Source organism: Saccharophagus degradans 2-40, assembly GCF_000013665.1.
Classification (GTDB): Bacteria; Pseudomonadota; Gammaproteobacteria; order Pseudomonadales; family Cellvibrionaceae; genus Saccharophagus; species Saccharophagus degradans.
On record NC_007912.1, the window covers coordinates 3217501 to 3243410 of the forward strand.

General features: G+C 45.9%; 17 protein-coding genes (1 of these 17 running past the window's edge). 7 read left to right on the forward strand and 10 right to left on the reverse strand.

Translation table 11 applies throughout. The features are described from left to right. Positions 1-83 carry the 5' end (the start) of a ketol-acid reductoisomerase gene (gene ilvC / locus SDE_RS13315; protein ID WP_011469016.1) on the reverse strand. The gene continues 934 nt to the left of window position 1, outside the view, so the window shows 83 of its 1017 coding nt (coding positions 1-83); it begins with the start codon at positions 81-83; its stop codon lies beyond the left edge, outside the window. 126 nt (positions 84-209) lie between these two features. Between ilvC and ilvY the strand changes: the two genes are divergently transcribed. Then, the gene (ilvY, locus tag SDE_RS13320) at positions 210-1094 is read left to right on the forward strand and encodes an HTH-type transcriptional activator IlvY (protein ID WP_011469017.1); all 885 of its coding nucleotides are present in this window, start codon (positions 210-212) and stop codon (positions 1092-1094) included. Positions 1095-1245: 151 nt separating this feature from the next. Here ilvY and SDE_RS13325 read toward each other — a convergent pair whose 3' ends face one another. From SDE_RS13325 to SDE_RS13340, 4 genes are all read right to left on the reverse strand, one after another. Continuing rightward, positions 1246-3798 carry a cellulase family glycosylhydrolase gene (locus SDE_RS13325; RefSeq protein ID WP_011469018.1) on the reverse strand — a complete coding sequence of 851 codons (2553 nt, stop codon included), beginning with the start codon at positions 3796-3798 and terminating at the stop codon, positions 1246-1248. Between the two features lie 76 nt (positions 3799-3874). Further along, positions 3875-7021, reverse strand: a complete 3147-nt coding sequence (locus SDE_RS13330) for a TonB-dependent receptor (protein WP_011469019.1) — start codon at positions 7019-7021, stop codon at positions 3875-3877. Positions 7022-7570: 549 nt separating this feature from the next. Then, a complete protein-coding gene (gene ilvN, locus SDE_RS13335) occupies positions 7571-8062 on the reverse strand; it encodes an acetolactate synthase small subunit (RefSeq protein WP_011469020.1) in 492 nt (163 codons plus the stop codon). After that, the gene (locus tag SDE_RS13340; RefSeq protein ID WP_041324693.1) at positions 8062-9795 is read right to left on the reverse strand and encodes an acetolactate synthase 3 large subunit; all 1734 of its coding nucleotides are present in this window, start codon (positions 9793-9795) and stop codon (positions 8062-8064) included. Before SDE_RS13340 ends, ilvN begins: the two co-directional genes overlap by 1 nt. A 442-nt stretch (positions 9796-10237) precedes the next feature. Here SDE_RS13340 and SDE_RS13345 point away from each other — a divergent pair, with 442 nt between their 5' ends. Beyond that, positions 10238-11221, forward strand: coding sequence for an NAD-dependent epimerase/dehydratase family protein (locus SDE_RS13345; RefSeq protein WP_011469022.1), 984 nt, complete (start codon positions 10238-10240; stop codon positions 11219-11221). Positions 11222-11370: 149 nt separating this feature from the next. Next, positions 11371-11814, forward strand: coding sequence for a DUF4124 domain-containing protein (locus tag SDE_RS13350; RefSeq protein WP_011469023.1), 444 nt, complete (start codon positions 11371-11373; stop codon positions 11812-11814). Between the two features lie 135 nt (positions 11815-11949). On the opposite strand, the gene SDE_RS13355 is transcribed toward SDE_RS13350, so the two are convergent. Together SDE_RS13355 and clpB are read right to left on the reverse strand one after the other, a co-directional pair. Next, positions 11950-13785 carry a polysaccharide lyase family 7 protein gene (locus tag SDE_RS13355; RefSeq protein WP_011469024.1) on the reverse strand — a complete coding sequence of 612 codons (1836 nt, stop codon included), beginning with the start codon at positions 13783-13785 and terminating at the stop codon, positions 11950-11952. Positions 13786-14379: 594 nt separating this feature from the next. Further along, a complete protein-coding gene (clpB, locus tag SDE_RS13360; protein WP_011469025.1) occupies positions 14380-17010 on the reverse strand; it encodes an ATP-dependent chaperone ClpB in 2631 nt (876 codons plus the stop codon). Positions 17011-17292: 282 nt separating this feature from the next. On the opposite strand from clpB, the gene SDE_RS13365 reads away from it, so the two are divergent. After that, on the forward strand, positions 17293-17958 hold the full coding sequence (locus SDE_RS13365) for a DUF3313 family protein (protein WP_011469026.1): 666 nt from the start codon (positions 17293-17295) through the stop codon (positions 17956-17958). A 32-nt stretch (positions 17959-17990) separates the two neighbouring features. Here the strand turns inward: SDE_RS13365 and pgeF are convergent, their stop codons facing one another. Then, entirely contained in the window at positions 17991-18752 is a 762-nt protein-coding gene (pgeF, locus tag SDE_RS13370; RefSeq protein WP_011469027.1) for a peptidoglycan editing factor PgeF, read from the reverse strand. Beyond that, complete coding sequence (gene rluD, locus SDE_RS13375; protein WP_011469028.1) at positions 18745-19710, reverse strand: 23S rRNA pseudouridine(1911/1915/1917) synthase RluD; 966 nt, start codon at positions 19708-19710, stop codon at positions 18745-18747. Before rluD ends, pgeF begins: the two co-directional genes overlap by 8 nt. Before the next feature lie 180 nt (positions 19711-19890). Between rluD and SDE_RS13380 the strand changes: the two genes are divergently transcribed. Continuing rightward, positions 19891-20796, forward strand: a complete 906-nt coding sequence (locus SDE_RS13380; protein ID WP_011469029.1) for an outer membrane protein assembly factor BamD — start codon at positions 19891-19893, stop codon at positions 20794-20796. 333 nt (positions 20797-21129) lie between these two features. On the opposite strand, the gene SDE_RS13385 is transcribed toward SDE_RS13380, so the two are convergent. Further along, on the reverse strand, positions 21130-22752 hold the full coding sequence (locus SDE_RS13385; RefSeq protein WP_011469030.1) for an NAD+ synthase: 1623 nt from the start codon (positions 22750-22752) through the stop codon (positions 21130-21132). Between the two features lie 132 nt (positions 22753-22884). On the opposite strand from SDE_RS13385, the gene SDE_RS13390 reads away from it, so the two are divergent. Then, positions 22885-24471, forward strand: coding sequence for a sensor histidine kinase (locus SDE_RS13390; RefSeq protein ID WP_011469031.1), 1587 nt, complete (start codon positions 22885-22887; stop codon positions 24469-24471). Next, the gene (locus SDE_RS13395) at positions 24471-25850 is read left to right on the forward strand and encodes a sigma-54-dependent transcriptional regulator (protein WP_011469032.1); all 1380 of its coding nucleotides are present in this window, start codon (positions 24471-24473) and stop codon (positions 25848-25850) included. The genes SDE_RS13390 and SDE_RS13395 overlap by 1 nt, the downstream gene beginning before the upstream one ends. Positions 25851-25910 lie beyond the last annotated feature (60 nt).

A 25910-nucleotide genomic window follows, 5' to 3' on the forward strand; every position in this document is an offset into this window, starting at 1 on the left:
CCTTGTGAACCGTAACCAATGATGGCTACTTTTTTGCCTTGGATAATAGAAAGATCGCAATCTTTATCGTAATAAACCTGCATGGTGTAACTCCAAATTGAGTGTAAGTAAATTTGGGACGCATTGTAGGTAGTTTTTAATGTTACGTAAAATGAATTATTTGCAATATAATGTTGCACTTTACGCAACAACAAATTAGGCGGCAAACCATGGACATTGAGAAGCTAAAGCTATTTATCTCTCTAGCAGAAACCTTAAGCTTTAATCGCACCAGTGAGCTGTGTCATGTAAGCCCATCCACTCTAAGCAGAACAATCCAACAGCTAGAAGCTCAACTTAATAACCGCCTATTCGAGAGGGACAATCGCACCGTAACTCTCACCCATCAAGGCAATACGTTTTTGGGGTTTGCGCGCGATATTGTTCAACAATGGGAAACCGCTCAAGAATCCATGCAGGCCGATGCCAATAAACTCAAAGGCTCGCTAAGCATTTACTGCTCTGTAACAGCGAGCTACAGCTTTTTATTCGACATGCTGAAAAATTTTCGAGCTCATCAGCCAGATATTGAAATTAAGCTACATACGGGGGACCCAGCCCTCGCCTTGGAGCGGGTAATCTCCGGCAACGAAGACATGGCGATTGCGGCTCAAACACCCAATATGCCCAAAGACGTGTGCTTTAAACGCTTCACTGCGTCAGAACTAATATTTATAGGCCCCAGCGGCAGTGAAGCTTTTTTTAGAGAAGAGAAAGAACACGAAAAAGACTACTTGCAACGATTACCATTAATCGTTTCCGAGCGAGGGCTAGCAAGGCAACGGTTAGATAGCTGGTATAAAAGTAACGCCATAAAACCCAATATATACGCACAAGTATCGGGTAACGAAGCGATTGTAAGCATGGTGAGCTTGGGATTAGGTGTAGGACTTCTACCTAAGATAGTGCTAGACAACAGCCCCCTCGCAAGCAAAGTAAAACCCTTTACAGGCTTGCCTAACCTCGGGGCATTCAACGTGGGCCTCTGCGTTTTAGAAAAGCGGTTACGCAGCCCAATCATTGATGCTTTTTGGTCACAAATTAAATCTAACTAATAACCAAACTAACAGCTATTACCCCACATACAAAAAGCCCCTGCCTATAGGTGCCGCTCTAGGATCGAGCTTGCAATATAAGCAAGGGCTTGCACTGTGAGCTTAGCCTTGTGGGCTAAGCTCCATTAAAGAATAGAAAGCGGTTAGCGGGCTAGTTACCTGCAATCCCACCTTTACCATTTACGATATCTTCACCACGTTCAGTCAAGGCTGTTGCGTCGCCAACTATGGTGGTCATATCCCAGTCAGAATTTTCGATATCATTTCCGTACCAAGACCAAGCTATCCAAGAGAATGGCTCGCTGCGCTGATGAATATAAGCAAGCTCCAGAATGTCGTCCTCTAATATTTCACCCTCAATATAGTCGATAGCAAAATCTGTAAAGTGGTTAGTGTAGAAGAAATCTACCTGATCAATGATCACAACTTCTTTTTCTACTGGAACCATGCCTTCAAAAACTATTTCATCAATTAGTATTGGGTCTTGTGGTAAAGCAACTTCGGAGGACAGGTCAAAACCGAGGTATTGAGGAATTCCAGCCCGATCGAATTCAGCAGGAAACTCAACCTCAACCACCAAGTCCATCCACTCACCAGGGATAAGCTCATCTTGGTTCCAAATTTTCGCTGCAAAATGATTTTGCCAGTTAGCATCTTGTAGAAACAGCTGATACTCGAACGCCTGTCCTGTGTAGCTATCTGGAATCAATACTCGCGTTTTAATGGTGAACGGGTCCTGCAAATCCAAGTCGTCTATAGCACTTAAGTCGGTTTTATAAAGTACTATTCTCACCGCATCATTGGCATTTGGATAGAAATTCAAAGCGCCATCAATGGCCTCTACAGTAGCAGACGCCCCCCAACTCAAGTAAGCCCAGCCATCTTCAGATTCATCGAACGACGCCATATACTGCGTACCAAGTTCGAACGAGTCATTAGCTGCTACGCCACTTATAGCAAAGTCGTCCAGCAAAAAAGGCTCTGTGGAATCTGTAATGGTTGCCCCATCAGCAATACCTATGTTGCCAATCTGAATGCCTACACTGGTAGCAGCTGCAGGAAATTCGGTTTCGACGGAAATTTCTGTCCACTCTCCAGGAGTAAGCCCAGTAATTCCAACCTCTGTCCATGCCTCGCCGTTATTGAAAAATTTAGCGTACATCCATGAACCAGCATAATCCGCAGGCACAAAAAACCTGCCACTAATAACAACCGGCTGGGCAAAATCAACTACACCACCAAGCCCGTCCAGCTGGGCAATAATTTCTCCATTGTCATGGGTTAGCGATAAAGCACCGTCAGCGTGCGCAGCAACTGTGCCAGTCCAAGGCACGCCCCAACCTGCAATATCATCATCAAAGCTTTGACTGTATAACTCGACTGCACCACTACCTTCAGCCACTCGAAGGTTGTCGATAACAACGCTGCCAGCAACCTCGGCGAGCTTGCCATTTGCAACCAACTCAACACCAACTTTAGCGACGGCAGTAATATCAAACGCCTCACTTGCCCAGCCGAAAGATGCATTATTCTGAATCGCATAAGATTTAGTAGCCCATTCACCAGCCGGAAATTCAGAGGCAGAGTGCCAAGCTAAGTTTGCATATTCTCCATTTACATCTCGGAGGTACATTACAACCCCCATTTGACCATCCGTGACATATGCTTCATCCAGCTTAACGTCAAAGCTCACATCAGTGTTTGTCAGATTGATAGGTGCTGAGAATGGCACATTCATAGCCACTTTATCTGTAGCGCTCGCCCATGGCAGAATAATTTCTGCGGCGTAATCTCCTGCACCTTTATCAAGGATCGCCATATGTTTAACAGGCTTTTCACCGACACCAGAGCCACCAAACTCGCTCATTAGCACAGGGATATTTTGCGCAGCAAGCTGGCTAATTGCATCCGTAACTTTAGTAGCCGTGTTCCACTGCGAACCATAACCGTGCACGGACAACACAAGATTGTCTTTATCATCCGCAGCCATAAGCTCTTTACCGCGATTACTTAAAAAAGCGTTAAAGTCAGCACCACATCCAGGGGCATCAATTACCAAAGGCACATTAAACCCAGCCTTTCGGAACTGACGAATAGCTGCTTTATAGTTATCGGTATACGTTTTGTAACCTACACTATACCCATCAAAAATGGCTTCAGGCCCCCAGCCACTTGCGATGTTAATCATAATATTTGCTTGATAACGATCTTGAGCAATAATTGGAAGAAAATCGGTAAGCCATACTTGCTTAACTGCATCCGTAAATGCCTCATCATCTTCTTTACAATGTAAAGCTTCGTCGTAGAGACTAAGTACAGCTATTAAATTATGCTCAACAACTTTATTTAGCACCGCCTCTAAATTTGCTGTAGATGTATCTGCTAACAATTGAATTCGCACAACGTTTGAACCTGTTTCGCGAATAGCCTGTATGCCATCTATTTGCTCAATAGGATTGTCGCCAAATTGAAGGTTAATACCTCGCAGCAGCACTGGTGTACCATCTGGTAGCTGTATAGTAGTACCACTCGTTTTTAACACGGGGGCATTTTCAGACGGCCTAGCTTTAGTTGGATCTTCCGTTACTTCTTCTGGAATCAATTTATAGTCTTCGCTGTCAGAGGTGCCCAGCATGTCACCACCACATGCCTGCAACAGCATTGCACTCGCAAGAAATGAAAGTAATTTTATTTTTGTGTTCATATCAAACTCCAAATATTCAGTGTATTCGGCCTCGCTGCATTATTATTTACAAGGCCGTTAGGTTCAGGGTTAGCCATTAAAGCGATAGATTTACACCTATGCTGTAACGTGTTTCCTGTACCCATAGAGAGTGAAATTGCCCTTCGTATTGGGCATAACTTTTTCTACTTTGCTCTGTTAAGTTGTTGCCGCTCGCGAAAAAGTTAAGGTGCTCGTTCACCCAATAATTCACAGAAAGATCTAAGTAACCAGCAGGCTCTAACCACTGACCAAGCTCCATAACCGCAGCGTTAGAATTCACGCCTACACGGCCAAGGTACTCTTCACTGCGCCAGTTATACGCCAAACGAACATTCAACCCTGCTCTGTCGTACCACAAAATGAAGTTAGATTGGTGTTGCGAGTTTGATGGCAACGGGAAAGCATTGCCTTCCACATCCTCACCGCCCGACTCACTATCAGAATAGGTGTAGTTAAATTCTACCCCAGTAGAACTTAAGAACTCACCAGGTAAGAAAGTAAACGGCTGCTTGTAACCTAGCTCAGCACCAAATAAGTCGGAAGCACCAACGTTTCTAGTCGTCCAAACATTAGCTACACGGTCGCGGTCGATACCATCTAAATCTACAAATGGACGCTGCTCTTGAAAGCTTTCTACAGAACTATCAACCTTAATTAAAAACACACCTAAACCTAGGATGGCATTTTCATCGAAATACCATTCTGCAGACGTATTAAATACGGTAGCGGTCCAAGGCTTGATGTCTGGCTGGCCATTATCACTACCACCACCAATACACCCTACAGTATCTTGCACCTGTGTACCGTTGGATGGGTTTAGCACCATTACAGGCTCGCCATTCTCATCGGTTTTAGGACACTGTTGATACCACAGCGCCAAACTAGAACCCACATTTTCAAGATCGTTACGGGTCATAGTTTTAGATGCACCAACACGCAATATCACATCGTCGCGAGGGAATAAATTTAAATTTATTGACGGCAAAAGCTCAGTTTGAGAGTTTTCATGTGTAGCCACTTCAGAAACAAAAGCAATTTTTTGCCAATCGTCATAACCAATGGAGTTAAATGAATCCAAAGCCTCTGGCACAACTATTTGTTCTACTGTTCGGTCGACAGTAACAACTTGCAAACCGACATTACCTTGATATGGAATGCCAAATAGCCCTTCGCTCTCGTTACCAAAATCAAGCTGCGCGTAGGTATTGATTGACGCCTCTTTAACAGAGTATGTGTAACCAGGGTCGCTTGCGGTTTGAGTACCAGGGTACAGGCGGTTCATAAACTCATAGGGATTATCCCAATCGGCCGGGTCCAAAGATGCAACGCCAGCTTCAAAACCTTTGATTGGGCCAAAATCTCTAAACGCGGTTGTGTCTGCTGCGGAGAAACCATTGTCTTCTAGTCCGCCTATATCAATTAGACTAGGGTTTGTCTCTGCATAATCAAACTTCAACCAGTTAGGGTATTTTTGCCAAATTAAATTACCTGGCAATAACCGGTAGCGCTTATCCACCGGCACTCGAGGGTCTTCCCAATCTGTGTAACGCCCTGTACGCGTTACATAATAGAATTTATTATGATTTGCTTCGCGCTCGCTATATCGCACACCGCCAGATACCGATTGAATAAAATCGCCATCTAACGCTAATTTAATATCGCCACGAAGAGCGCCAAGTGTTGCATCTGTGTTCGCGCCATCAGCAAACCCTTGGTACTGTTTTAATAAACTGGCATTAGATAAATCATCTGTGAAACTGAACGCAGGCATATCACCGCGGTAATCTACAGTTACATGGTAACCATCGATAGGATCTTTCCCTGGAACACCGTTTTCATCGACCCAAAGCCACGCAGGTGTACCCTGCTGAAACGTCGCTTTACGATATTGCTTTTCGGCTTTGGCATATATAGCGCGAACCGATGCATCGATATTGTCGTTATTGGTGTAGTTAAATTCTAAATTGGTATTTAACGCTGCAGTTTTATCTATTTCATTAGTAGATGATGTTTGGAAATCTGCGGCCCATACCTCAGCCACTTGCAGAGTATGCAAATCTCTATATTGCGTGACGCCATCGGAGTCTACAAACGAAATAGTCGAACCTTCACCAACAATAGAATTTGGCTGCAAAGTGTTGTACACATCTGTTTGATACAGCGCAGCATCAGCATCCGCCTGGAATGACTCGGGAGTAGATTTACCGTTAAAGCCCGCTTTTACTCCACGGTTGTACTGTTCCATTGCGGTGTAAAAAATATCGCCGCGAACCGACCAGTTATCATTGATGACAAATTCGGAAGAAATAGAACCACCAGTACGATCACGCTCCACAAAACTACTGCTAGCACCGTACTCCCCAGGCACTATATACCAATCATTAACTAAATCACCGTCGCCATCTAAATCGTAAGGGTCACTAGGCGTACCGCCTTGACCATCTAAAAAGGCCAAACGCTGGTCTTCGTACATTGAATAATTTGCAGCGTATGAATTGGCTGTATATAGGTTTGTGACTACGGAAAAGCGATCATCGTCATTAAAGCCAAGCACCAAGCTCACGCTATGGTCGGGGGCACGAGTACTTTTCGAGCCATCTTCTTCGTATTTATCTTTAGATCTAGATCCGGTCGCGCCTTCAATGCGCAGCTTGCCAGTAAAACCCGCGTCTAAACTTGTTGGGTCCAACGTTTTTAAATCCACAACCCCTGAAATACCGCCTGCAAGTACGTTTGCAGATTGCGATTTATATACGTCGGCGCCACTAATCATGCCTGCTGGCACATCAGAATAGTTCGCTTGCACACCAGTAATTGCCCAAGGGCTTAGGAATTGTTCGCCGTTCAAGGTTGTGAGAACCTGTGGCATACCACGAATATTTAGCGATGTACCTTCACCCGCTGAGCGAGTAATTTGCACACCGGTTACACGTTGAAGCGAATCAGTAATGGTTGTATCTGGCAACTTACCAATATCTTCCGCAACAATAGAGTCCACTACGTTGGCAGAGTTGCGTTTAATATCAATAGCTTTGGCTTGGGAGGCGCGAACGCCGGTGACGATAACCTCTTCTAGGTTTGCGTCGTCTTCCACTGTGCTAGTGTCTTCCTCTTGCGCCAAGGCAGAGGTGTTGTAGAGCGCGCAGCTTATTAGCATCGCCAGTAGTTTTTTCTTATGCTGGATACCGCTGGTGAACGTCATGAAGTTTTCCTCGATATTTTATTATGTTTAAAACGTAAATTCGGTACTCTCGCCTGAAATCTATGCCTCAGGCCGCCGACGCGCCAAAGCGTGCCCGGCGTTTGGGTTACGCGACCACCTCTCACCAACCGCGTAACCGATATGCATTTTTATGTACATGTAGCCTTAAAAAGCTTGTTCAGTTATAGCTTAGAAAAAAAGCGGCTACCTAGTAACCGCCTAAATTTAAGACCTTAGAAAATGCAAACCTACAAAAGCGCCTCTCAGCAACCAATGTAACCGTTTACATGACAACAATAACCAAACCTCTCGCGTAAATCAACATCTGATTAATGAATAAAAAGCGAACAGAGGCAGATTAACAAGCAAAACAAGGGTTTACAGGCAAACTTAAAATCAAATTTATATTGTTTTTCAGAAACTTAGAAGCGTAAACCGCCCCAGAAGAAGGATGCAGACGCCAAAGAAAGGATTAAGAATGCGTTTAAATAAAAGAGGAGGAAATTAGCGCCAATGACCTCTATAGCCATTGGCGCCAACTCAAAGTGATTAGAGACTTAGTACTTTTTCGCCGCGCGCGATGCCAGATACGCCTGAACGCACAACTTCAACAATAGAGGCTTCGCCAACAGCCTGGAAAAACGAGTCAAGCTTTTCACTCGCACCCGTTATTTGAATGGTGTAAACCGATGCGGTTACATCCACTATTTGACCGCGGAAAATATCCACACAACGCTTAACTTCTGCTCGCTGAGCGCCTGTCGCGCGCACTTTAACCAACATGAGCTCTCGCTCTATGTGAGCACCTTCTGTAAGGTCCACCAGCTTAACCACGTCTATCAAGCGATTGAGATGCTTGGTTATCTGCTCTATTTTGTGGTCGTCTCCCATAGTGGTTAGCGTTAGGCGAGACAAGGTGTTGTCTTCGGTTGGGGCCACAGTAAGAGACTCAATGTTATAACCGCGCTGAGAAAACAAGCCAACTACACGAGACAATGCGCCTGGTTCGTTTTCCATTAATAAAGATATGATTCTTCTCATTATGTACGCTCCGACTTACTCAACCACATATCGCGCATAGAACCGTTAGGTGCTACCTGCATGGGGTAAACATGCTCGTTCGGGTCGACATAGATATCCATAAACACAGTTTTGTCTTTCATGGCAAAACACTCTTCTAGCTTGCTTTTAAGCTCTTCACGCTTGGTTACCTTCATACCAACATGGCCGTAGGCTTCCATCAACTTAACAAAATCTGGCAGAGAATCTTCGTACAAGCTTTCTGAGTAGCGGCTTTCGTATTGCATATCTTGCCACTGTCTAACCATACCTAGCGCTTGGTTATTGATACAAATAATCTTAACCGGCAAGTGATACTGCGTGCAGGTAGAAAGCTCTTGAATACACATTTGTATACTGCCTTCACCTGTTACACACACCACATTGGCGTCACGATGTGCAATTTGCACGCCCATCGCAGCAGGTAAACCAAAGCCCATAGTGCCCAAGCCACCAGAGTTGATCCAGCGGCGCGGCTTATCAAACTGGTAGTACTGCGCACTAAACATTTGGTGCTGACCCACATCGGAACACACATAAGCGTCGCCACCTGTCACTTCGTGAACCATGCGCACTACTTCTTGCGGCTTAATCATGCCGCCCGTGTCGTAACGCGGGGTATCTATGATGCTATAGCGGTCGCGCCATTCGTCTATTTGCTTCCACCAAGAGGCAATCGCTGAGGTATCTGGGCGCTCTTTAGTAGCTTTAACCAGCTCGAGCATTTCATCTAACACACCTTCCACGGGGCCAACAATTGGCACGTCTGCGGTTACTGTTTTAGATATTGATGCTGGGTCTATATCAATATGAATAATTTTGGCAGACGGGCAGAACTTTGACGGCGTGTTAGTTACGCGGTCATCAAAGCGAGCACCTACGGCAAATATCACATCGGCGTGATGCATTGCTGTATTCGCCTCTACCGTGCCGTGCATGCCCAACATGCCCAAAAATTGCTTATCGGTACCAGGAAATGCACCTAGCCCCATCAACGTATTGGTAACGGGGAAGTTAAGTAGCTTGGCTATTTCAGTAAGTTGATTACTAGCATTACCCTGCACAACACCGCCGCCGGCATAAATAATAGGGCGTCGAGCGCCTAGTAAAAGCTGAACGGCCTTTTTGATTTGACCAGTATGACCTTTCGCTGCAGGCGTGTAAGAGCGAATTTTTACTTTGTCTGGGTAGCTGTATTCAAACTTATCTACTGGGTTAGTAATATCTTTGGGGATATCAATAACCACAGGCCCAGGGCGGCCAGTAGAAGCAATATAGAAAGCTTTTTTGACAATCTCGGGTATGTCTTTGGCATGCTTAACAAGAAAGCTGTGCTTAACGATTGGGCGCGACACCCCCACCATATCGGTTTCTTGGAACGCGTCTTCACCAATCTTATCGGAAGCCACCTGCCCCGAAATTACAACCATTGGAATTGAATCCATATAGGCTGTAGCAATACCCGTAATGGCATTGGTAGCACCTGGACCAGAAGTCACCAGCACCGTGCCCACCTTACCGGTTGAACGTGCGTAGCCATCTGCAGCGTGTGTTGCAGCTTGCTCGTGGCGCACCAAAATGTGCTGGACTCGCTTCTGACGAAATACTGCATCATATATATGCAGTGCGGCACCGCCTGGGTAACCAAATAAATATTCAACGCCTTCGTCTGCAAGCGCGCGAATTAACATGTCTCCGCCGGAGAGTTTTTCCACCTGCTTTATCCTCTGATGTCCATCATATTTCATCTATGATGGAGTATTTAACGGCTTAATAGGCCCGTACCCCTCTAACCTAGCGATGGAGGGTAATTAGGGCAAATAACTGGAATAGAAGTTCCGGTAAGGGCGATGTGGGCGCACTTCAAAGCAAACATTATTAGGCCAATACACCTATAAATAGTATTTACTTATTACCGGAAGGGCGCATGGTTTAGCACCCTTGCACTTCAGGATGGTTTGGTAAGCGGTTGACTTACCAGAGCAGAGCAAGAGGCCGAGGTTATTCGGCAAATCTACTAGCCACCTGGTGATTGGGGGACATTCTCTCAGGTATGCCATTAATGTCAAGAGAACCGCCAAATCCCGCATCGTCTGATAGACTTAATAATTAGCAAATTTGACAAATAAACGCGCATTTAACCAGAAGTCTCCCATTATGAAAGTACTTTTTATTGGCGGAACAGGAAACATTAGCACCGCGAGCAGCTGCCTTGCGGTTGAAAAGGGCATAGAGCTTTGGCACATTAACCGCGGTAAATCTGTATGCGGCGTGCACGGCGTACGCACAATTACCTGTGATGTAACCAATAGCGCGGCACTAGAAACCGCACTTGCCCCACACAAATGGGATTGCGTGGTTAACTGGATTGCCTTTAACGCCAAAGACGTAGAGCGCGATATTGCGCTGTTTTCGGGCAAGACAAAACATTACATCTATATTAGCTCTGGCTCCTGCTACGACTTACCTCAGCACTCCCCCGTCATTACCGAGAACACGCCACTAGGCAACCCTTACTGGCAGTATTCAAGAGATAAGATTGCCGGCGAACAAGCGCTTATGCGTGCTCACATAGAAAAGGGCTTCCCAGGCACTATCGTCCGCCCCTCCCACACCTATTCGACTATAATACCAATCACCCTAGGCGGCGGGAATAAATACAATGCAGTAAACCGTATGAAGCTAGGTAAACCCACGGTGGTACACGGTGACGGCACCTCGCTATGGGTAGTCACTCACGCAGAAGATTTTGCCCTTGGCCTTGTGGGCTTATTAAACTTAGAAGCGGCAATAGGGGAAGCAGTTCATATAACCTCTGACGAAGTGCTTACCTGGAACCAGATTTATCGCCACGTTGGAGCAGCACTTGGCTTAGAACCCAATCTCATACATGTTGCCAGCGATACCATTTGCACACTGGAACCCAGCTACACGGGCACCCTGCTTGGCGATAAATCCCACAGCGTGATGTTCGATAACAGCAAAATACGCAGCCTAGTACCCAGTTTTGTACCGATTATTCCATTTAGTGAAGGCATACGTACCACCATTGAATGGTTTGAAGCCTCTAGTGACCGGCAATATATTGACCCAGACACGGAGATTTTACTGGATAAATTGACGGGTATCGCAACCACTTAACAAAACAGCAGTAATAATGGACCTCAATTTTGTGGCGTGCAGCAACAACAGCTACAATTATTTGGTTATACTGGCACCAAAGTAGGCATAACTGTGCGGCGCCCCCTCCAATGTAATGAGGTAAAAGCTGCAAAACGTAGGAAGGATTTATGAATAAATTTAAAACTCTTACCATCGGCTGCGTTATTGCGGCCTGCGCACTTAGCAGCGCTTCCACAGTGATGGCTGCAGAATACTGGCGCTGGAAAGGTGCAGATGGCGTTATACATTACGGCTCCACCCCACCCAAAGGTGTAGAAGCCGAAAAAGTAGTGACCTATGGCGGTGTATCTAAATCTGCCAATACGAACACCAACTCACAAACGAATGGCGACACAGCTGAAGACACAGAACCTAAAGTGGAACTAACCCCAGAAATGCAAGCACTAAAAAAAGAGCGCTGTGAAGAAGAAAGAAAACGCCTAGCAGTATTTGAAAAACCCGGACGCATCCGCATGAAACAAGCGGACGGGAGCACTAAATATTTAAGCGTTGAAGAAATCCAAAAAGAAATTGCCACCACCAAACAGGTTATAGCCGATACCTGCAACTAACCTAAATGCAGTTAATTGCTCACCACAAAGAAGCCCGCAGACGCGGGCTTTTTATTTGACTGAACTTCAACCTCATTGCCAAGTAACGCTAACATACAAAACCTCTGCGTTACTCGGTAGTTGCCATTCTATGAGCTAGTCGTGAGTATGCGTAAGCGAGTAGAACGTCGCTTGCACATAGTCTGAACCATTTCCAGTATTGTTCTGATTGTATACGCCCGCTTTGAAATACATCCAATCGTCGGAGTCGTCGTAACCACTATTAACCATGTTGTACTGGCTTGTTACTGTTGATTTACCATCACGGTAAATTTTCACAGTTAACATATTGTTAGTTACATCAATCTCGTAGCTAAACACCTCGTTCAATGCAATGCCATCTGAAGGATTAGAAGCACTACTGCTGCGCGAACCAATCATATCTACCCAAACCTCACCGCCATCGGCATCTTCGTGAGCGTAATAAATACCGCCTTTAGAGTTACCGGGTAGCTTGCGATAGTACAGGCGAATAGGCTCGTTTTTTTCGGCGTGAATCTGACCGATAATGACGCGCCCCACCTGTGAGCTATCGCCCGTGGTTGTTACATAATTCACTGCTAGGGTTGCTTTCATGTTGCCGTCAACACCGCCAGCCGCTGCCTGCGCACTGCTAGGTGCCGAACCAAACACCCAGTTATTTTTATTTACACCACTGGTAGCAATTGATGTATTACCCGCACGCAACATTTCACGCAATTCGGTGCGCGTATAGCTGGTACCAGTAGATGTTTTATAGCCAGAAATTGGACACTTAAATACCATGCCACCATCAGAACCCGTGTAAAAGTAACTGTTATTCTCGTAGCCCGAGTTCAACTCACCTTCTTTAATGCTGTCTGCCGTACCGCTACCATCTGTATCGGTAGGCACGCTGAGGTACCACTGAGAAAGGTTAAAATTACTTGAAGGAGGCGCGTTAGGGTTCAGGTTAAACCCGCCCGAGCTAGAACTTGTGCTGGAAGTAGAACTAGTACTAGACGTAGAGCTAGATGAACTAGAACTGCTAGATGACCCGCCATCAGCCCCATAAATTTCAACCTCGGTAATATTCGTCCAAGTGGTACCAGCAGTATTCTCAAAAGTTTTTACTCGAATTTGCTGAGCATCAATATCAGTAATATCAAACACTTCAATACCCGCCGTCGAACCGCTACTCACATCATCAAACACTTTTGTCCAAGAGCCGCTAGTGCCTGGTCGCGCATAGATTTCGAACGTATACGCGCGAGAGCCGCCCTGCCCCCATGCAATGCCCACTTCAGTTACGCGGCTAGTTTGTTCAAGCTGAATAGTTAGATTTACTGGCGAGCCAGAAGCAGCCCAGCGCGAAGCCCAAGCGGTGTTGCCGTCAATGGCTTTTGATGCTGGGTAGCTGCTGTGACTTGAACCGTCGTCAAATGCAGTTGCAATAGCAAGCTTGCCATCACCTGTATCTTCATCTGTGCGAATAAATTCCCACTGCTGGTTAACGTTATTACTGTTTGAATTCCATAAATAAATCGCCTGCCTTGCAGCCGCTCCACCGTTACCATCTATAGAGAAACCCGGTGCATTGCGCTTTTCCATGCGATAAATTTCGGTGCCCGTGTATACTTTCACTTTGTTCCAGTGCTGGTCGTAATTGCTCGAATCACACACCTCTAGTGTGACAGGCTGAAGGCGGGCACCACCACTGCCACCGTCTAAGCATAAATTCGTATTTTGTTTTTTATAGGAGTAGTAACCGCCACCATGGCTAATTTGAACCCAGTTCTGGTTGACGTTATTGGTATTTGTTTCCCAAAGGTAAACCTGACGCGCCTCCACAGCGCCGTTGCCACCGTCGACGGAAAACCCTGTATTTACCTTTTCTAAAACAAAAGTTGCAGCATTCGCGAGCGACGCAGAAGCTATTAACGCACCTGCGCCCATGATTTTGATGAATGTCATATACAATCCCGTAGTATCTACTTAATTATTTTTTATGAAGCCAAACTGAGTTAACTACACATTCTTCTTACAGCGCATATTTGTAAAAACGGCTTAGAATTTTTTAAATAAAAGAAGACTACAACTCAAGGCACCCAGCCTGAACAGCCGAGCCGCTAGATATTACGGCAAGTGGGCACCACCACAGATATTGTCAATAAAACACTAAGGTTAAATTGATGCACCTTTCGTTACACAAGGTAACGCAGGTAACAAGTTAATCGATTTAATTTAATTGGTTATATTTCTAGCGCGAATATAGAAACAGGAAAGACAAATAGGTTTACATATATAAAACCAATTATTACGACCAATAACCTCTTTTAAGCACTCATTATTGTGACGCATATCACAAATAAAGCAGGTTTAGACAGCGGTAACACTTTTTAAACAAAAAATAAGTACAATCCAGAGCGAGAACGAGCAGAAAAACACCAAAAGGATGGTCGATCAATTTGTTTACCAAAAAGCAACGCGCGAAGGGCAAACACTGTGCAGATAGGAAGAGAGGAAAGCGGGGCTCGTGCTATGCGAACCCCGGCAAGCGAGCAGCCATTACTTTCTAAAGGTAATTTCACCTTCTTCAAGCGTGGCGCTGATGGTGTCACCAGCGATAAACTCCCCTTTCAATATATGTTGCGCCAAGGGGTTTTCTACCAACTGTTGTATAGCTCTTTTTAGCGGCCTTGCGCCGTATACAGGGTCGAAGCCCGCCTCCGCCAGCTTCGCCATTACTTCTGGTGTTACGTTCAAGCGTAAATCTCTTTCTGCCAAGCGCTTGCGTAATGTTTCCAGTTGTATATCGGCAATGCCCGCTATTTGCTGCTGTGCCAATGGGTGGAACACTACAGCCTCATCGATACGATTGATAAATTCTGGGCGGAAGTGACCTGTTACCACCTCCATTACCGCATCTTTCATAGCTTGGTAACGGTATTGGTTCTGCTCCTCGGCACCAGATTCGTTATCGAAACTGATCGTATCGAAAGATTTATTTTGCGCAATATCTTGAATGGCACTGGAGCCTAGGTTCGACGTCATTACAACCACCGTGTTGCGGAAGTCGACAGTTCTACCTTGGCCATCCGTTAAGCGGCCATCTTCTAATACTTGCAACAAAATATTGAATACGTCTGGATGCGCTTTTTCAATTTCATCTAGCAATACGAGCGAATAGGGCTTGCGGCGCACCGCCTCGGTTAAGTAGCCGCCCTCTTCGTAACCTACGTACCCAGGGGGCGCACCAATTAAACGGGCAACGGAGTGTTTCTCCATAAATTCCGACATATCAATGCGTACCATGGCATCTTGGCTGTCGAATAAAAACTCTGCCAACGCTTTGCACAACTCGGTTTTACCTACACCTGTAGGGCCTAAAAACAAAAATGATCCATTGGGGCGGTTCGGGTCAGAAAGGCCTGCGCGCGAACGGCGAACAGCGTTAGAGACAGCCACAACAGACTCGTGCTGACCAATTACACGCTTGTGCAAATCGTCTTCCATACGCAATAGTTTATCGCGCTCACCCTCTAGCATTTTAGAAACCGGAATACCCGTCCATTTGGACACTACTTCCGCAATTTCTTCTTCGGTAACCTTGTTGCGCAATAATTTCATTTCATGCATATCGGCTTGCGCGGCCATATCTAGTTGTTTTTCTAAATCTGGAATAATGCCGTACTGCAATTCAGACATGCGCCCTAAATCGCCAGCGCGACGCGCGGCTTCTAGGTCTAATCGCGCCTTTTCTAAATGCGATTTAATTTCTTGCGACCCCTGCAGCGCGGCTTTTTCTGCCCGCCAAATTTCATCTAAATCTGCAAACGATTTTTCTATTTCATTAATTTGACTGTCTATTTTTTTGAGTCGTTCTTTAGAGGCGATGTCTTCATCTTTTTTAACCGCTTCGCGCTCAATTTTTAATTGAATTAAGCGGCGCTCTAGCTTGTCCATTTCCTCCGGTTTGGAGTCAATTTCCATGCGAATACGGCTAGCGGATTCATCAATTAAATCAATTGCTTTATCGGGCAGTTGTCTATCGGTGATATAGCGTTGCGACAATTTCGCCGCAGCAATAATGGCGGAATCTGTAATATTTACACCGTGATGAACCTCATAGCGCTCTTTTAACCCGCGCAAAATAGCGATGGTGTCTTCTTCGTTTGGCTCATCCACTTGTACTTTTTGGAAGCGGCGCTCAAGGGCAGCATCTTTTTCAATATATTGGCGATATTCATCTAGCGTTGTTGCGCCCACGCAATGTAACTCACCACGCGCCAGCGCTGGTTTTAGCATATTACCTGCATCCATAGCGCCGTCGGCTTTACCCGCCCCCACCATGGTGTGCAACTCATCTACGAATAAAATAATGCGCCCTTCTTGCTTGGAAAGCTCATTAAGCACAGCTTTTAAACGCTCTTCAAATTCACCGCGAAATTTTGCGCCCGCCAACAGCGAGCCTAAATCTAACGATAATAAACGTTTATTTTTTAGGCCTTCTGGCACCTCGCCATTAATAATGCGTTGCGCCAAGCCTTCTACAATGGCGGTTTTACCTACACCGGGCTCACCTATTAGCACAGGGTTATTTTTGGTGCGGCGCTGCAACACTTGAATTGTGCGACGGATTTCATCGTCTCTACCAATAACGGGGTCGAGCTTACCGGCCTCTGCACGCGCAGTAAGGTCCACTGTGAATTTCTCTAAAGCTTGACGGTTACCTTCGGCCTCGGGGTCGTCCACGGTTTCACCGCCGCGTACGGCGGCTATAGCTTGCTTTAACCTGTCTGGCTGGCCGTATGTATTAAGTAATTTACCTAAGTTGCTGGCTTTATCTGAAATGCCGGCAAACAACACCGCTTCGCTAGAGATAAATTTATCGCCCACTTTCTGCGCGTATTTGTCTGCAAGGTTTAGTAAGCGCCCCAACTCCTGCGACATGTTCACATCGCCGGTTGGATTAGTTACGGTTGCCAGCGCTTCTAGCTGCTTGGTTAATTCGTTGCGCAAACCGGGCACATCAAAACCCGCGCGAGCTAATAGCGGCCGCACTGCACCACCTTGCTGGTCTAGCATGGCCTGCATAAGGTGTATGGATTCAATTTGCGAATGATCGCGGCCAACGGCCAGAGATTGAGCATCCGACAAGGCAACTTGAAGTTGGTTAGTTAATCGATCAATTCTCATAAAACAGGGTTCCTACAAAAACCTAACGTTACAACTATAATTGGGGGCATACGCAAGGAATACAACAGATTAAAATAGCGCCATTTTTCACTTTAGAATGCTAAGATTCGTTCACCCTCAATAAAATATTACAATTGGGTACATTTCAATCACCCACCTTCTGTTAAAACTGTTGTCATAGTAGTGGGCCTGCCGCAAGCCTACGACGCCGATTTGAAGCGAGCCGCAGCACAGCCGCATAGGCCATACTTACACGTAGCGGAGAGAAATGAGAGGTAGAAAATGAAACGCTTTAACATTGCCAAAACATGCCAAATACTTACCACGTGCATAGCATTAGGGCTGTTTACCAGCTTTGCGCACGCAGAACCAAAACCCCAGGTACAAACTGTTAAGCCCGAACTTACCGAAGTGAAGCACGACTTTTTTGATAAGTTCTCGGTAGCAGAAAACGTTGCGCTACCTAACGCGAAAAAAGTTTTTATAGAGCCGATTACGGTAAGTTTTGACAAGCGCTGGCTGCGCGACAATCGCACCGAGGTTTCAGAACGTTACAAAGAGGCCACAAAAGAGCGTTATAGCAAACTATTACGCGATCAATTGGTTAAAGCGCTAGAAAAGAACGAGCGCTTCGAAGTGGTTGAAACAGCGGAGGCTGCGGACATTACGCTCGCGCCGGAGATATTAAGTTTAAATATTTTTGGGCCTGACGATGGCTTTAAGAAAACCTACGTTTACACCGCCGGTTACGCAGCACTAGATTTAGATATTTACAACACCAAAACCAATAAACTTATCGCCGAAGTGTACGACCGTCGCGAAACAGACTACACCGACTTTACCCGCACAGAACTGGCCACGCGCGCGACCAATTACCGTTACTTCAAAAGGCTAATGGGTAAATGGAGCAGTAATATTGCGGAGCAATTAGACGCTTTTGCTAAGTAGCCTCTATATTTTACGTGGCTCTCATTAAGCAACTATGCGGCCAGCCATATTAGGCTGGCCATTCTGCCGCACTGCCCATCCCGTCTATACGAATAAAAACGTTGTTCATCTGCATAGGTGCAGTAATCGCCACCATATATAGCATCAACCCCAACGCTATTTAGTGCAGCAGTAGCCAATAGGTAAAGGTCCAAATACGCTTTACTGGTATTTTTTGTATGCGGCTTAATCGCATTTTGCCATTTCGTCGGCCAATTGTTTTTGACAGCCACTTGGCGAAAACTGTTTACAACCTCTGGCCCCACCTCAAAATGCTGTGCCGAAATAGCTGGGCCCAAATACACTAGTAATTCGTTAGGGTTAGTATCGAACGCAAGCGCAGTTTTTTCAATTATCCCCGTAGCTAGCCCACGCCAGCCTGCGTGAATTGCGGCCACCTGCGAGCCTTTTTTGTCGCACATTAATAGAGGTAAACAATCGGCGGTTTGCACTGCGCAAACGGTATTGTATTGTTTGGTTGCAACGGCATCAGCTTGAGGGCTGGCAGCGAGATCGCTTTTTAGTTGTAACTCATAAATGTCTACACCGTGCACTTGCGTTGGCCAGCACACATCTAACCCCAGCTCACGAGTTAGAATTTGCCTATTTTGCATTACGGCTTGTGGCGCATCATCTACATGGGTAGCCAAGTTAAAGCTATTATAGGGAGCTTTACTTACCCCTCCTTGCCGAGTAGTAATTAACGACCTTACATTTGCTGGCGCTGGCCAATGGGGAATAATAGGCTCAATCACCCTCGCCCTCCGCAAGCTGATCAATGAGTTGCACCATATCTTCTGGTAAATCCGCCTCCCAAAAAACCGTTTCTTCGGTTACAGGGTGAACCAAACTTAATCGCCAAGCGTGTAGAGCTTGGCGAGGGAAGGCTTCGGCATGCACAGCACCAGGGTTGTGATTGCGCACCTTTGTAGGGACTTTTTTACCGTATACCTGATCCCCAACCAACGGGTAACCAATGTGGGCCATATGTACCCTTATTTGATGGGTGCGGCCGGTTTCTAGCTGTAAATGCACATGGGCAAACCCTTGTAGATCTTTTACTACGCGATAATGGGTAACCGCAGGCTTGCCGCTGTTTTCTAATGCCGCCATTTTTACCCGCTGAGTTGGGTGCCTGCCTATGGCAATGTCTACCGTTCCCAGCTTATCTTTTGCTGCAAAAGTGCCATGCACTACAGCTTGGTAATGCCTCGATACCGTTCGGGCCTGCAATTGCGCCACAAGGTGGGTTTGGGTGGGCAATGACTTGGCTACTACCATTAAGCCCGTGGTGTCTTTATCTAAGCGGTGCACTATGCCCGCGCGCGGCACATTCACAAGGCTTGGCACGTGGTGTAACAAGCCATTTAGTAGGGTTCCAGACCAATTACCTGCAGCAGGGTGCACAACTAAGCCGGCTTGCTTGTTTATTACAAGAATATGCTCATCTTCGTACACAATATTTAAGTTTATTGGCTCGGGCAGCCACTCGCCCTCTTCTTGCAATTCGGGCTCGAGAACCAAGTTTTCGCCACCAAACACCTTTTGTTTGGCCTTACCGGTTTTATCGTCAACCAGTAATTTTCCACTTTTTATCCATTGCTGGATGCGTGAACGGGAGTAATCAGGGAACAAATCGGCACAAACCTGATCCAAGCGATTACCCGCCATTTCTTGAGGTACTCGGGCTGTTAGGGCTGCACTTATCGACATAGTGTTTGTACCCTGTCGGTCACTCGATTACACTTGTGCGCCTCTAAGCAGGCCGTAAACGCCAGAAAGGGTTGAATAGTTGGTAGTACGTGCGCCCAATGGGCACATAAATTAATCACTGGGCAACACCTCGGCGCAGTTGGTAAATACGAAAGTAATAACAAAGAGCTAATAAGTAACATGCGTAAATTTGGATTATTGGGTGGTCTAATCACCATTATATTGGTGCTAAGCGCCTGTGCTAGCGAGAAAGACAAAATTGCAGCAGGTAGCGAAAAGGACATATACCAACGGGCTCAATACGCCCTAAACCATTCCAGTTGGGACGCAGCCGTAGAGTACTTACAGCTTTTAGAGGAGCATTATCCCTTTGGCGTGTACGCGGAGCAATCACAACTTGAATTGATTTTTGCCTACTACCAATCAGATGAGCACGAAGCCGCTATTGCTTCTGCAGACCGTTTTATACGATTGCACCCTCAACACCGCAGTGTGGATTACGCCTACTATATGCGCGGTGTAGCAAGCTTTAGTAACGATACAGCAATTACTTCCTTCCTGCCCACCGATGTTACACAGCGCGATATTGGTACAGCGCGCGAAGCGTTTAACTACTTTAACCAGTTTTTAAACCGCTACCCCGATAGCCCCTACGCACTGGATGCGCAAAAACGTATGATTTACCTGCGCAACACCATGGCTCGCAGCGAAATTCACGTAGCCAACTATTACTTTAAGCGCGAAGCATACCTAGCCGCAGCAAATCGCGGCCGCTATGTAGTGGAAAACATGCAAGGCACACCAGCAGTACCCGATGGTTTAGCCGTAATGGCGATGGGCTACCACATGCTGAACATGCCCGAGCTAGCTAACGACGCAGTAAAAGTGCTAATCGCCAACTACCCTAACCACCCAGCCATTAAAAACGGTAAGTTTAACTTTGAATACTCCACCGCTAAAAAGCGCAGCTGGGTAAGCTATGTAACATTTGGGCTATTCGATAAACGCCCTGTTATTAAATTTGATTCGCGCAAGCAGTATGACCCTTTCTATGCTGAAGCGCCGCCAGCACCTCCTGCTGCTTAAAATCACACAAGTAATAAACTTCACCCATAAAAAAGGCCAGAATTTCTGGCCTTTTTTATGGGTGAAGTTTATTTAAACCCGTCTATTATTTCTGCGAAGGGCTTAATCATTCTAAATCCGTAAACTCTTAGGGTGAAAGCTCAAAAAACGTATGAATATGTCCCTATAACTTGCTCAATTCGTCCATGAATTGAGCATTTTTGATCTTCCACCCTAAGAATTTACTCGCTGCATTACTTAGGTCAGGTTTGTCATCACTCTGAAGGGCAGAAAATCTGGGCTTTTTTGTGTCCTCTGATTACCTTTGGGCTAAAGCAACTATTTAATTCCCGACTAATCCCCCACTTTCCAACCATTTGTAATGGGGTAACGTCTATCTCGGCCAAAGGCGCGCTTGCTAATACGAATGCCTACCGGCGCCTGCCTGCGTTTGTATTCGTTTAAATCCACTAGGCGTAAAACGCGGTAAACCTGCTCTTTATCAAAGCCCTTTGCCACTATACTTTCTGCACTTTCATCTTGCTCGATATACAGTTCGAGTATTTGGTCGAGTATTTCATAGGGCGGCAAAGAGTCTTCGTCTTTTTGGTCTGGCGCCAATTCGGCTGACGGCGGGCGATCTATTACCGCGGGCGGTATCACCTCGCCCAATGTATTGCGATAGCGCGAAAGTGCGAACACTTGGGTTTTAGGCACATCTTTAAGTACATCTAAGCCGCCCGCCATATCACCATACAGTGTGGCGTAACCCACAGCCATTTCGCTTTTGTTGCCTGTTGTAAGTACCAAATACCCTAGCTTATTCGACAGAGCCATTAGCAACACACCACGCGAGCGAGCTTGAATGTTTTCTTCGGTTGTATCTTTTTGTTGGCCTTCAAACGCCTCGTTTAATGCCTGCGTAAACGCATCGTACATGGGTTCTATATGGATAACGCGGTACTTAACCCCCAATCTACGTGCTTCGTCTTCGGCGCCATCTAAACTTAACTGAGAGGTGTATTTAAAGGGCATCATTACCGCTTCTACCCGCTCTTTACCTAAAGCATCTACAGCAATAGCCAAGGTTAGCGCGGAATCGATACCGCCGGATAAACCCAGTACAACCCCTTTAAAACGATTTTTATTAACGTAATCGCGCACACCAACCACAAGGGCTTCATAGGTATCGGCCAATGGGTCTGCAGGGTGACCACTCTTACTTGCCTGTGGCGATACCTGCTTAGTAGCGGTATCTAGCTCAACACTCAAGCAGGCGTTTTTGAATAACTCCGTACGCCCCACTATTTCGCCCTGTGCGGTGGCAACCATGGAGCCACCATCAAATACCAATTCATCTTGGCCACCAACCTGGTTTACATACAAAATTGGCGCACCTAGTTTTTTGGCTCGAGCTGCAATTAGTGCTTCGCGCTCTGCTTGCTTTTCTTGATGAAAAGGTGAAGCGTTTAAATTGAGCACTGCATGCACATCTGCGCTTTGCAATTGATCCAAGGGAGAGCCATCCCATATATCTTCGCAAATGGATAAGCCCAAATTCACACCGTTTAGTTGGAATACCCCAGGCTTGCTACCCGCTTCGAAGTAGCGCTTTTCGTCAAATACCTGATAATTAGGCAAGCACTGTTTTGCGTATTCAAATAGGACTTGCCCCTGCGCCAATACACCAGCCATATTAAATAGCTTCCCGCCTTCGCGTTTGGGGTAGCCCACAACCACCGCAGCAGAAATATTTGAGTCTAATATTTGTTGAATTGCTCGATCTACGCGCAATGCAATGCTAGGGCGTAGCAGCAAATCCTCTGGCGGATAACCAGTTAAAGTCAACTCAGGAAACACAATCACATCGTGCTTGTTCGCAAGTGCCAGCGCCTCATCGATAATAAGCTGAGTATTGCCGTCTATATCCCCTACTAGCGGGTTTATCTGCGCAAGCGCAATGTTTAGTGTTGACATTTTTTCTCTATACTCCAGTATCTGCTTAGTGCTTAAACCCTGTTTTTTGCCGATTACGACGAAGATTAAAACAAGGCCAGCTATACAGCGCCGCATTATACAGTAAGTTAACCCAACAGCTGCACACGCCCTATGGAAAACCAGTACCAACACAACCCGCAACTACTGCGCGTATATTTATTTTACCGCGTTGCCCTTTCGACTATTTTGCTCGCCATGTATGAAACTGGCCTAGGTCAGAATGCACTGGGCACCCACGAACCAGAGTTGTTTCGCTGGACCATCGCACTGTATACGGCCATATCCATTGGCTCGCTGTACGTTTTTCGCCCAAGTTTATTAACGCGCTCGCTTCACCGGTTAACTTTTTTACTTGTATTAGATCTTATTGCCATGCTACTGGTTATCCATTCTAGCGGTGGCCCAGATAGCGGCTTGGGCTATTTACTACTTGTATGCACAGCCATGGCCAGTGTGTTTATCCGCGGTCAACTTGCTTTAGCCTACGCAGCACTTATTACTTTGTTTCTTATTGCAGAAACCATCTACATTACCCAAGACCCCAAAGACCTTACCAAAGGCCTATTTTCTACCGGTATTCTTGGCATTCTGGTGTTTGCCACCACAATTACTTTTTTGTATTTAACCGAGAAAATTCGCTCGAGTGATATTGCGGCCGTAACACAAGCAAAATACGCAGAACACTTAGAAAAATTGGCACAACATATCGTCACACGTATGCGCACCGGCGTTGTAGTTATAGATGGCGAAAACAAAATAGAGCTGATTAATGAATCTGCACTGCAACTGCTAGATTTACCGCAAGACACCGCCTACATAGGCGCCCCACTCTCTGATTTCTCTAATTTGGAAGATATGCTCCAGCAATGGCAGTACAACCCCATTGTAGGTTTACCCAAGGTACATACATTGCGTGACGGGCATGAGGTGCGTATAAACTTTGCACAACTTGAAACGAATGAACTTGCGCGCACTATTTTGTATATAGAAGATCACCGCGCCATAGTGCAGCAAGCTCAACAGTTAAAGCTTGCATCTCTAGGTAGGCTCACAGCGAGTATCGCGCACGAAGTACGCAACCCTCTCGGAGCAATCGCCCATGCTGCTCAGCTACTGAAAGAGTCCGAGACCATCGATGCTGGCGACAATCGCTTAACCGAAATTATTTTGCAGCATTCTGAGCGTGTAAACCAAATTATTAATAACACCCTGATCCTGTCACGCCGAAAAGAACCTAAACCAGAAATGCTCGACTTGGCCACTTGGCTGCCACACTTTATTAACTCGTTTAAGCTCGCGATTGAAGGCAAAATAGACTTACATATAGTGCACGCTCAAATTCAAGCTAAAGCAGACCCCTCGCAACTTACTCAGGTACTTACCAACTTGTGCGAAAATGGTTTGCGACACAGCAAATTGCTAACAGGGGAAGCACGCATTAAAATTTGCGCAAATATAAGTGTTAACGATCACACCCCCTATATAGATGTGATCGACTTTGGCGCGGGCGTCCCTGAGCACCAACTGCAACAAATATTCGACCCATTCTTTACAACGGACGATAAAGGTACAGGGCTAGGGCTGTATATTTCCAAAGAGCTATGTGAAATTAACCAAGCCTCGTTGCACTACAACCGCACACAAGACAATCAAAGCTGCTTTAGAATAAGCTTTTCGCACCACCAGAGAAAAATATAATGACGACACAACCAAAAGTATTGGTTATTGATGACGAGCCAGATATTCGCGAACTGCTTACTATTACCTTAAGCAGAATGGACATAGCTGCCGATACTGCTGCCGATGTAGCTGAAGCTAAAGCCCAGCTAAGTAAAAACAAATACAATTTATGCCTAACCGACATGAAACTGCCCGACGGCAACGGCATAGATATTGTGCATTATATTCAACAGCATTCGCCCAGCTTGCCGGTGGCGCTAATAACCGCACACGGCAATATGGATATAGCAATTCAAGCCATGAAAGCTGGTGCATTTGACTTTCTAAATAAGCCCGTCGACCTAGCCAGCCTGCGTAAACTCGTTGCCACGGCTATTGCATCTAGCGAACTACCCGAAGAGGAATGCGACGAAAATACTCGCATTATTGGCAAGTCTCCAGCCATACAAAAATTGACGGGCAGTATTAAAAAGCTAGCCCGCTCACAGGCGCCTGTTTACATAAGTGGCGAATCCGGTAGCGGTAAAGAATTAGTCGCACGCTCAATCCACGAGCTTGGCCCCCGCAGCAACAAACCGTTTATGCCCGTTAATTGCGGCGCCATCCAAAAAGAACTAATGGAAAGTGAATTGTTTGGTCACAAAAAAGGGGCTTTTACGGGGGCAGTGCAAGACAAACAAGGTATTTTTCAAGCTGCTGAAGGCGGTACGCTATTTCTAGATGAAGTTGCCGATTTGCCGTTAGACATGCAAGTAAAATTACTACGTGCTATACAAGAAAAAGCGGTACGCCCCGTGGGTGCAGAAGCCGAAATAAGCACCGATGTACGCATACTTTGCGCCACGCACAAAAACTTAGAAGAACTCGTTCAAAAAGGCGACTTCCGCCAAGATTTATTTTACAGACTTAACGTTATACAACTGGCCGTACCACCGCTTCGCGATCGCACAGATGACGTTGAAGTACTCGCCAAACATGTACTTAAAAAAATTATAGGCCCCGACGAAACACCGCCCAAATTAGATAAGAGCGCCATTAACGCGCTTAAACAATATAGCTTCCCGGGCAACGTACGTGAGCTAGAAAATATTTTAGAGCGCGCTTACACGTTGTGTGAGGAAGATGTAATAAAAGACACAGACCTTCAGCTATCAAGTTCACCCAAAATAGAAAGCGCTTCTTCCTACACAGGAACGGTCAATCACTATAAACAATCCCAGCAATACGAATCGTTGGACGACTACCTAGCAGAAATAGAAAAAGAAATATTAAGTGAAGTACTAGAACAAGTCCGCTGGAATAAAACATTAGCAGCCAAAAAACTGGGCATCAGCTTTCGATCTTTTCGTTATCGACTAAGTAAACTCGGTTTGGCTAAAGACTGGCAAGATGAATAGTCAATATCTCACAACCAGAAGCGAATTAACCTCTTAAAAAACTATTCGCTAACTTATACC

Bases quoted from the DNA above. Each gene is read 5' to 3' on its own strand.
- ilvY (WP_011469017.1), top strand. From the start codon at position 210: ATGGACATTGAGAAGCTAAAGCTATTTATCTCTCTAGCAGAAACCTTA.
- SDE_RS13325 (WP_011469018.1), bottom strand. From the start codon at position 3,798: ATGAACACAAAAATAAAATTACTTTCATTTCTTGCGAGTGCAATGCTG.
- SDE_RS13330 (WP_011469019.1), bottom strand. From the start codon at position 7,021: ATGACGTTCACCAGCGGTATCCAGCATAAGAAAAAACTACTGGCGATG.
- ilvN (WP_011469020.1), bottom strand. From the start codon at position 8,062: ATGAGAAGAATCATATCTTTATTAATGGAAAACGAACCAGGCGCATTG.
- SDE_RS13345 (WP_011469022.1), top strand. From the start codon at position 10,238: ATGAAAGTACTTTTTATTGGCGGAACAGGAAACATTAGCACCGCGAGC.
- SDE_RS13350 (WP_011469023.1), top strand. From the start codon at position 11,371: ATGAATAAATTTAAAACTCTTACCATCGGCTGCGTTATTGCGGCCTGC.
- SDE_RS13355 (WP_011469024.1), bottom strand. From the start codon at position 13,785: ATGACATTCATCAAAATCATGGGCGCAGGTGCGTTAATAGCTTCTGCG.
- clpB (WP_011469025.1), bottom strand. From the start codon at position 17,010: ATGAGAATTGATCGATTAACTAACCAACTTCAAGTTGCCTTGTCGGAT.
- SDE_RS13365 (WP_011469026.1), top strand. From the start codon at position 17,293: ATGAAACGCTTTAACATTGCCAAAACATGCCAAATACTTACCACGTGC.
- rluD (WP_011469028.1), bottom strand. From the start codon at position 19,710: ATGTCGATAAGTGCAGCCCTAACAGCCCGAGTACCTCAAGAAATGGCG.
- SDE_RS13380 (WP_011469029.1), top strand. From the start codon at position 19,891: ATGCGTAAATTTGGATTATTGGGTGGTCTAATCACCATTATATTGGTG.
- SDE_RS13385 (WP_011469030.1), bottom strand. From the start codon at position 22,752: ATGTCAACACTAAACATTGCGCTTGCGCAGATAAACCCGCTAGTAGGG.
- SDE_RS13390 (WP_011469031.1), top strand. From the start codon at position 22,885: ATGGAAAACCAGTACCAACACAACCCGCAACTACTGCGCGTATATTTA.
- SDE_RS13395 (WP_011469032.1), top strand. From the start codon at position 24,471: ATGACGACACAACCAAAAGTATTGGTTATTGATGACGAGCCAGATATT.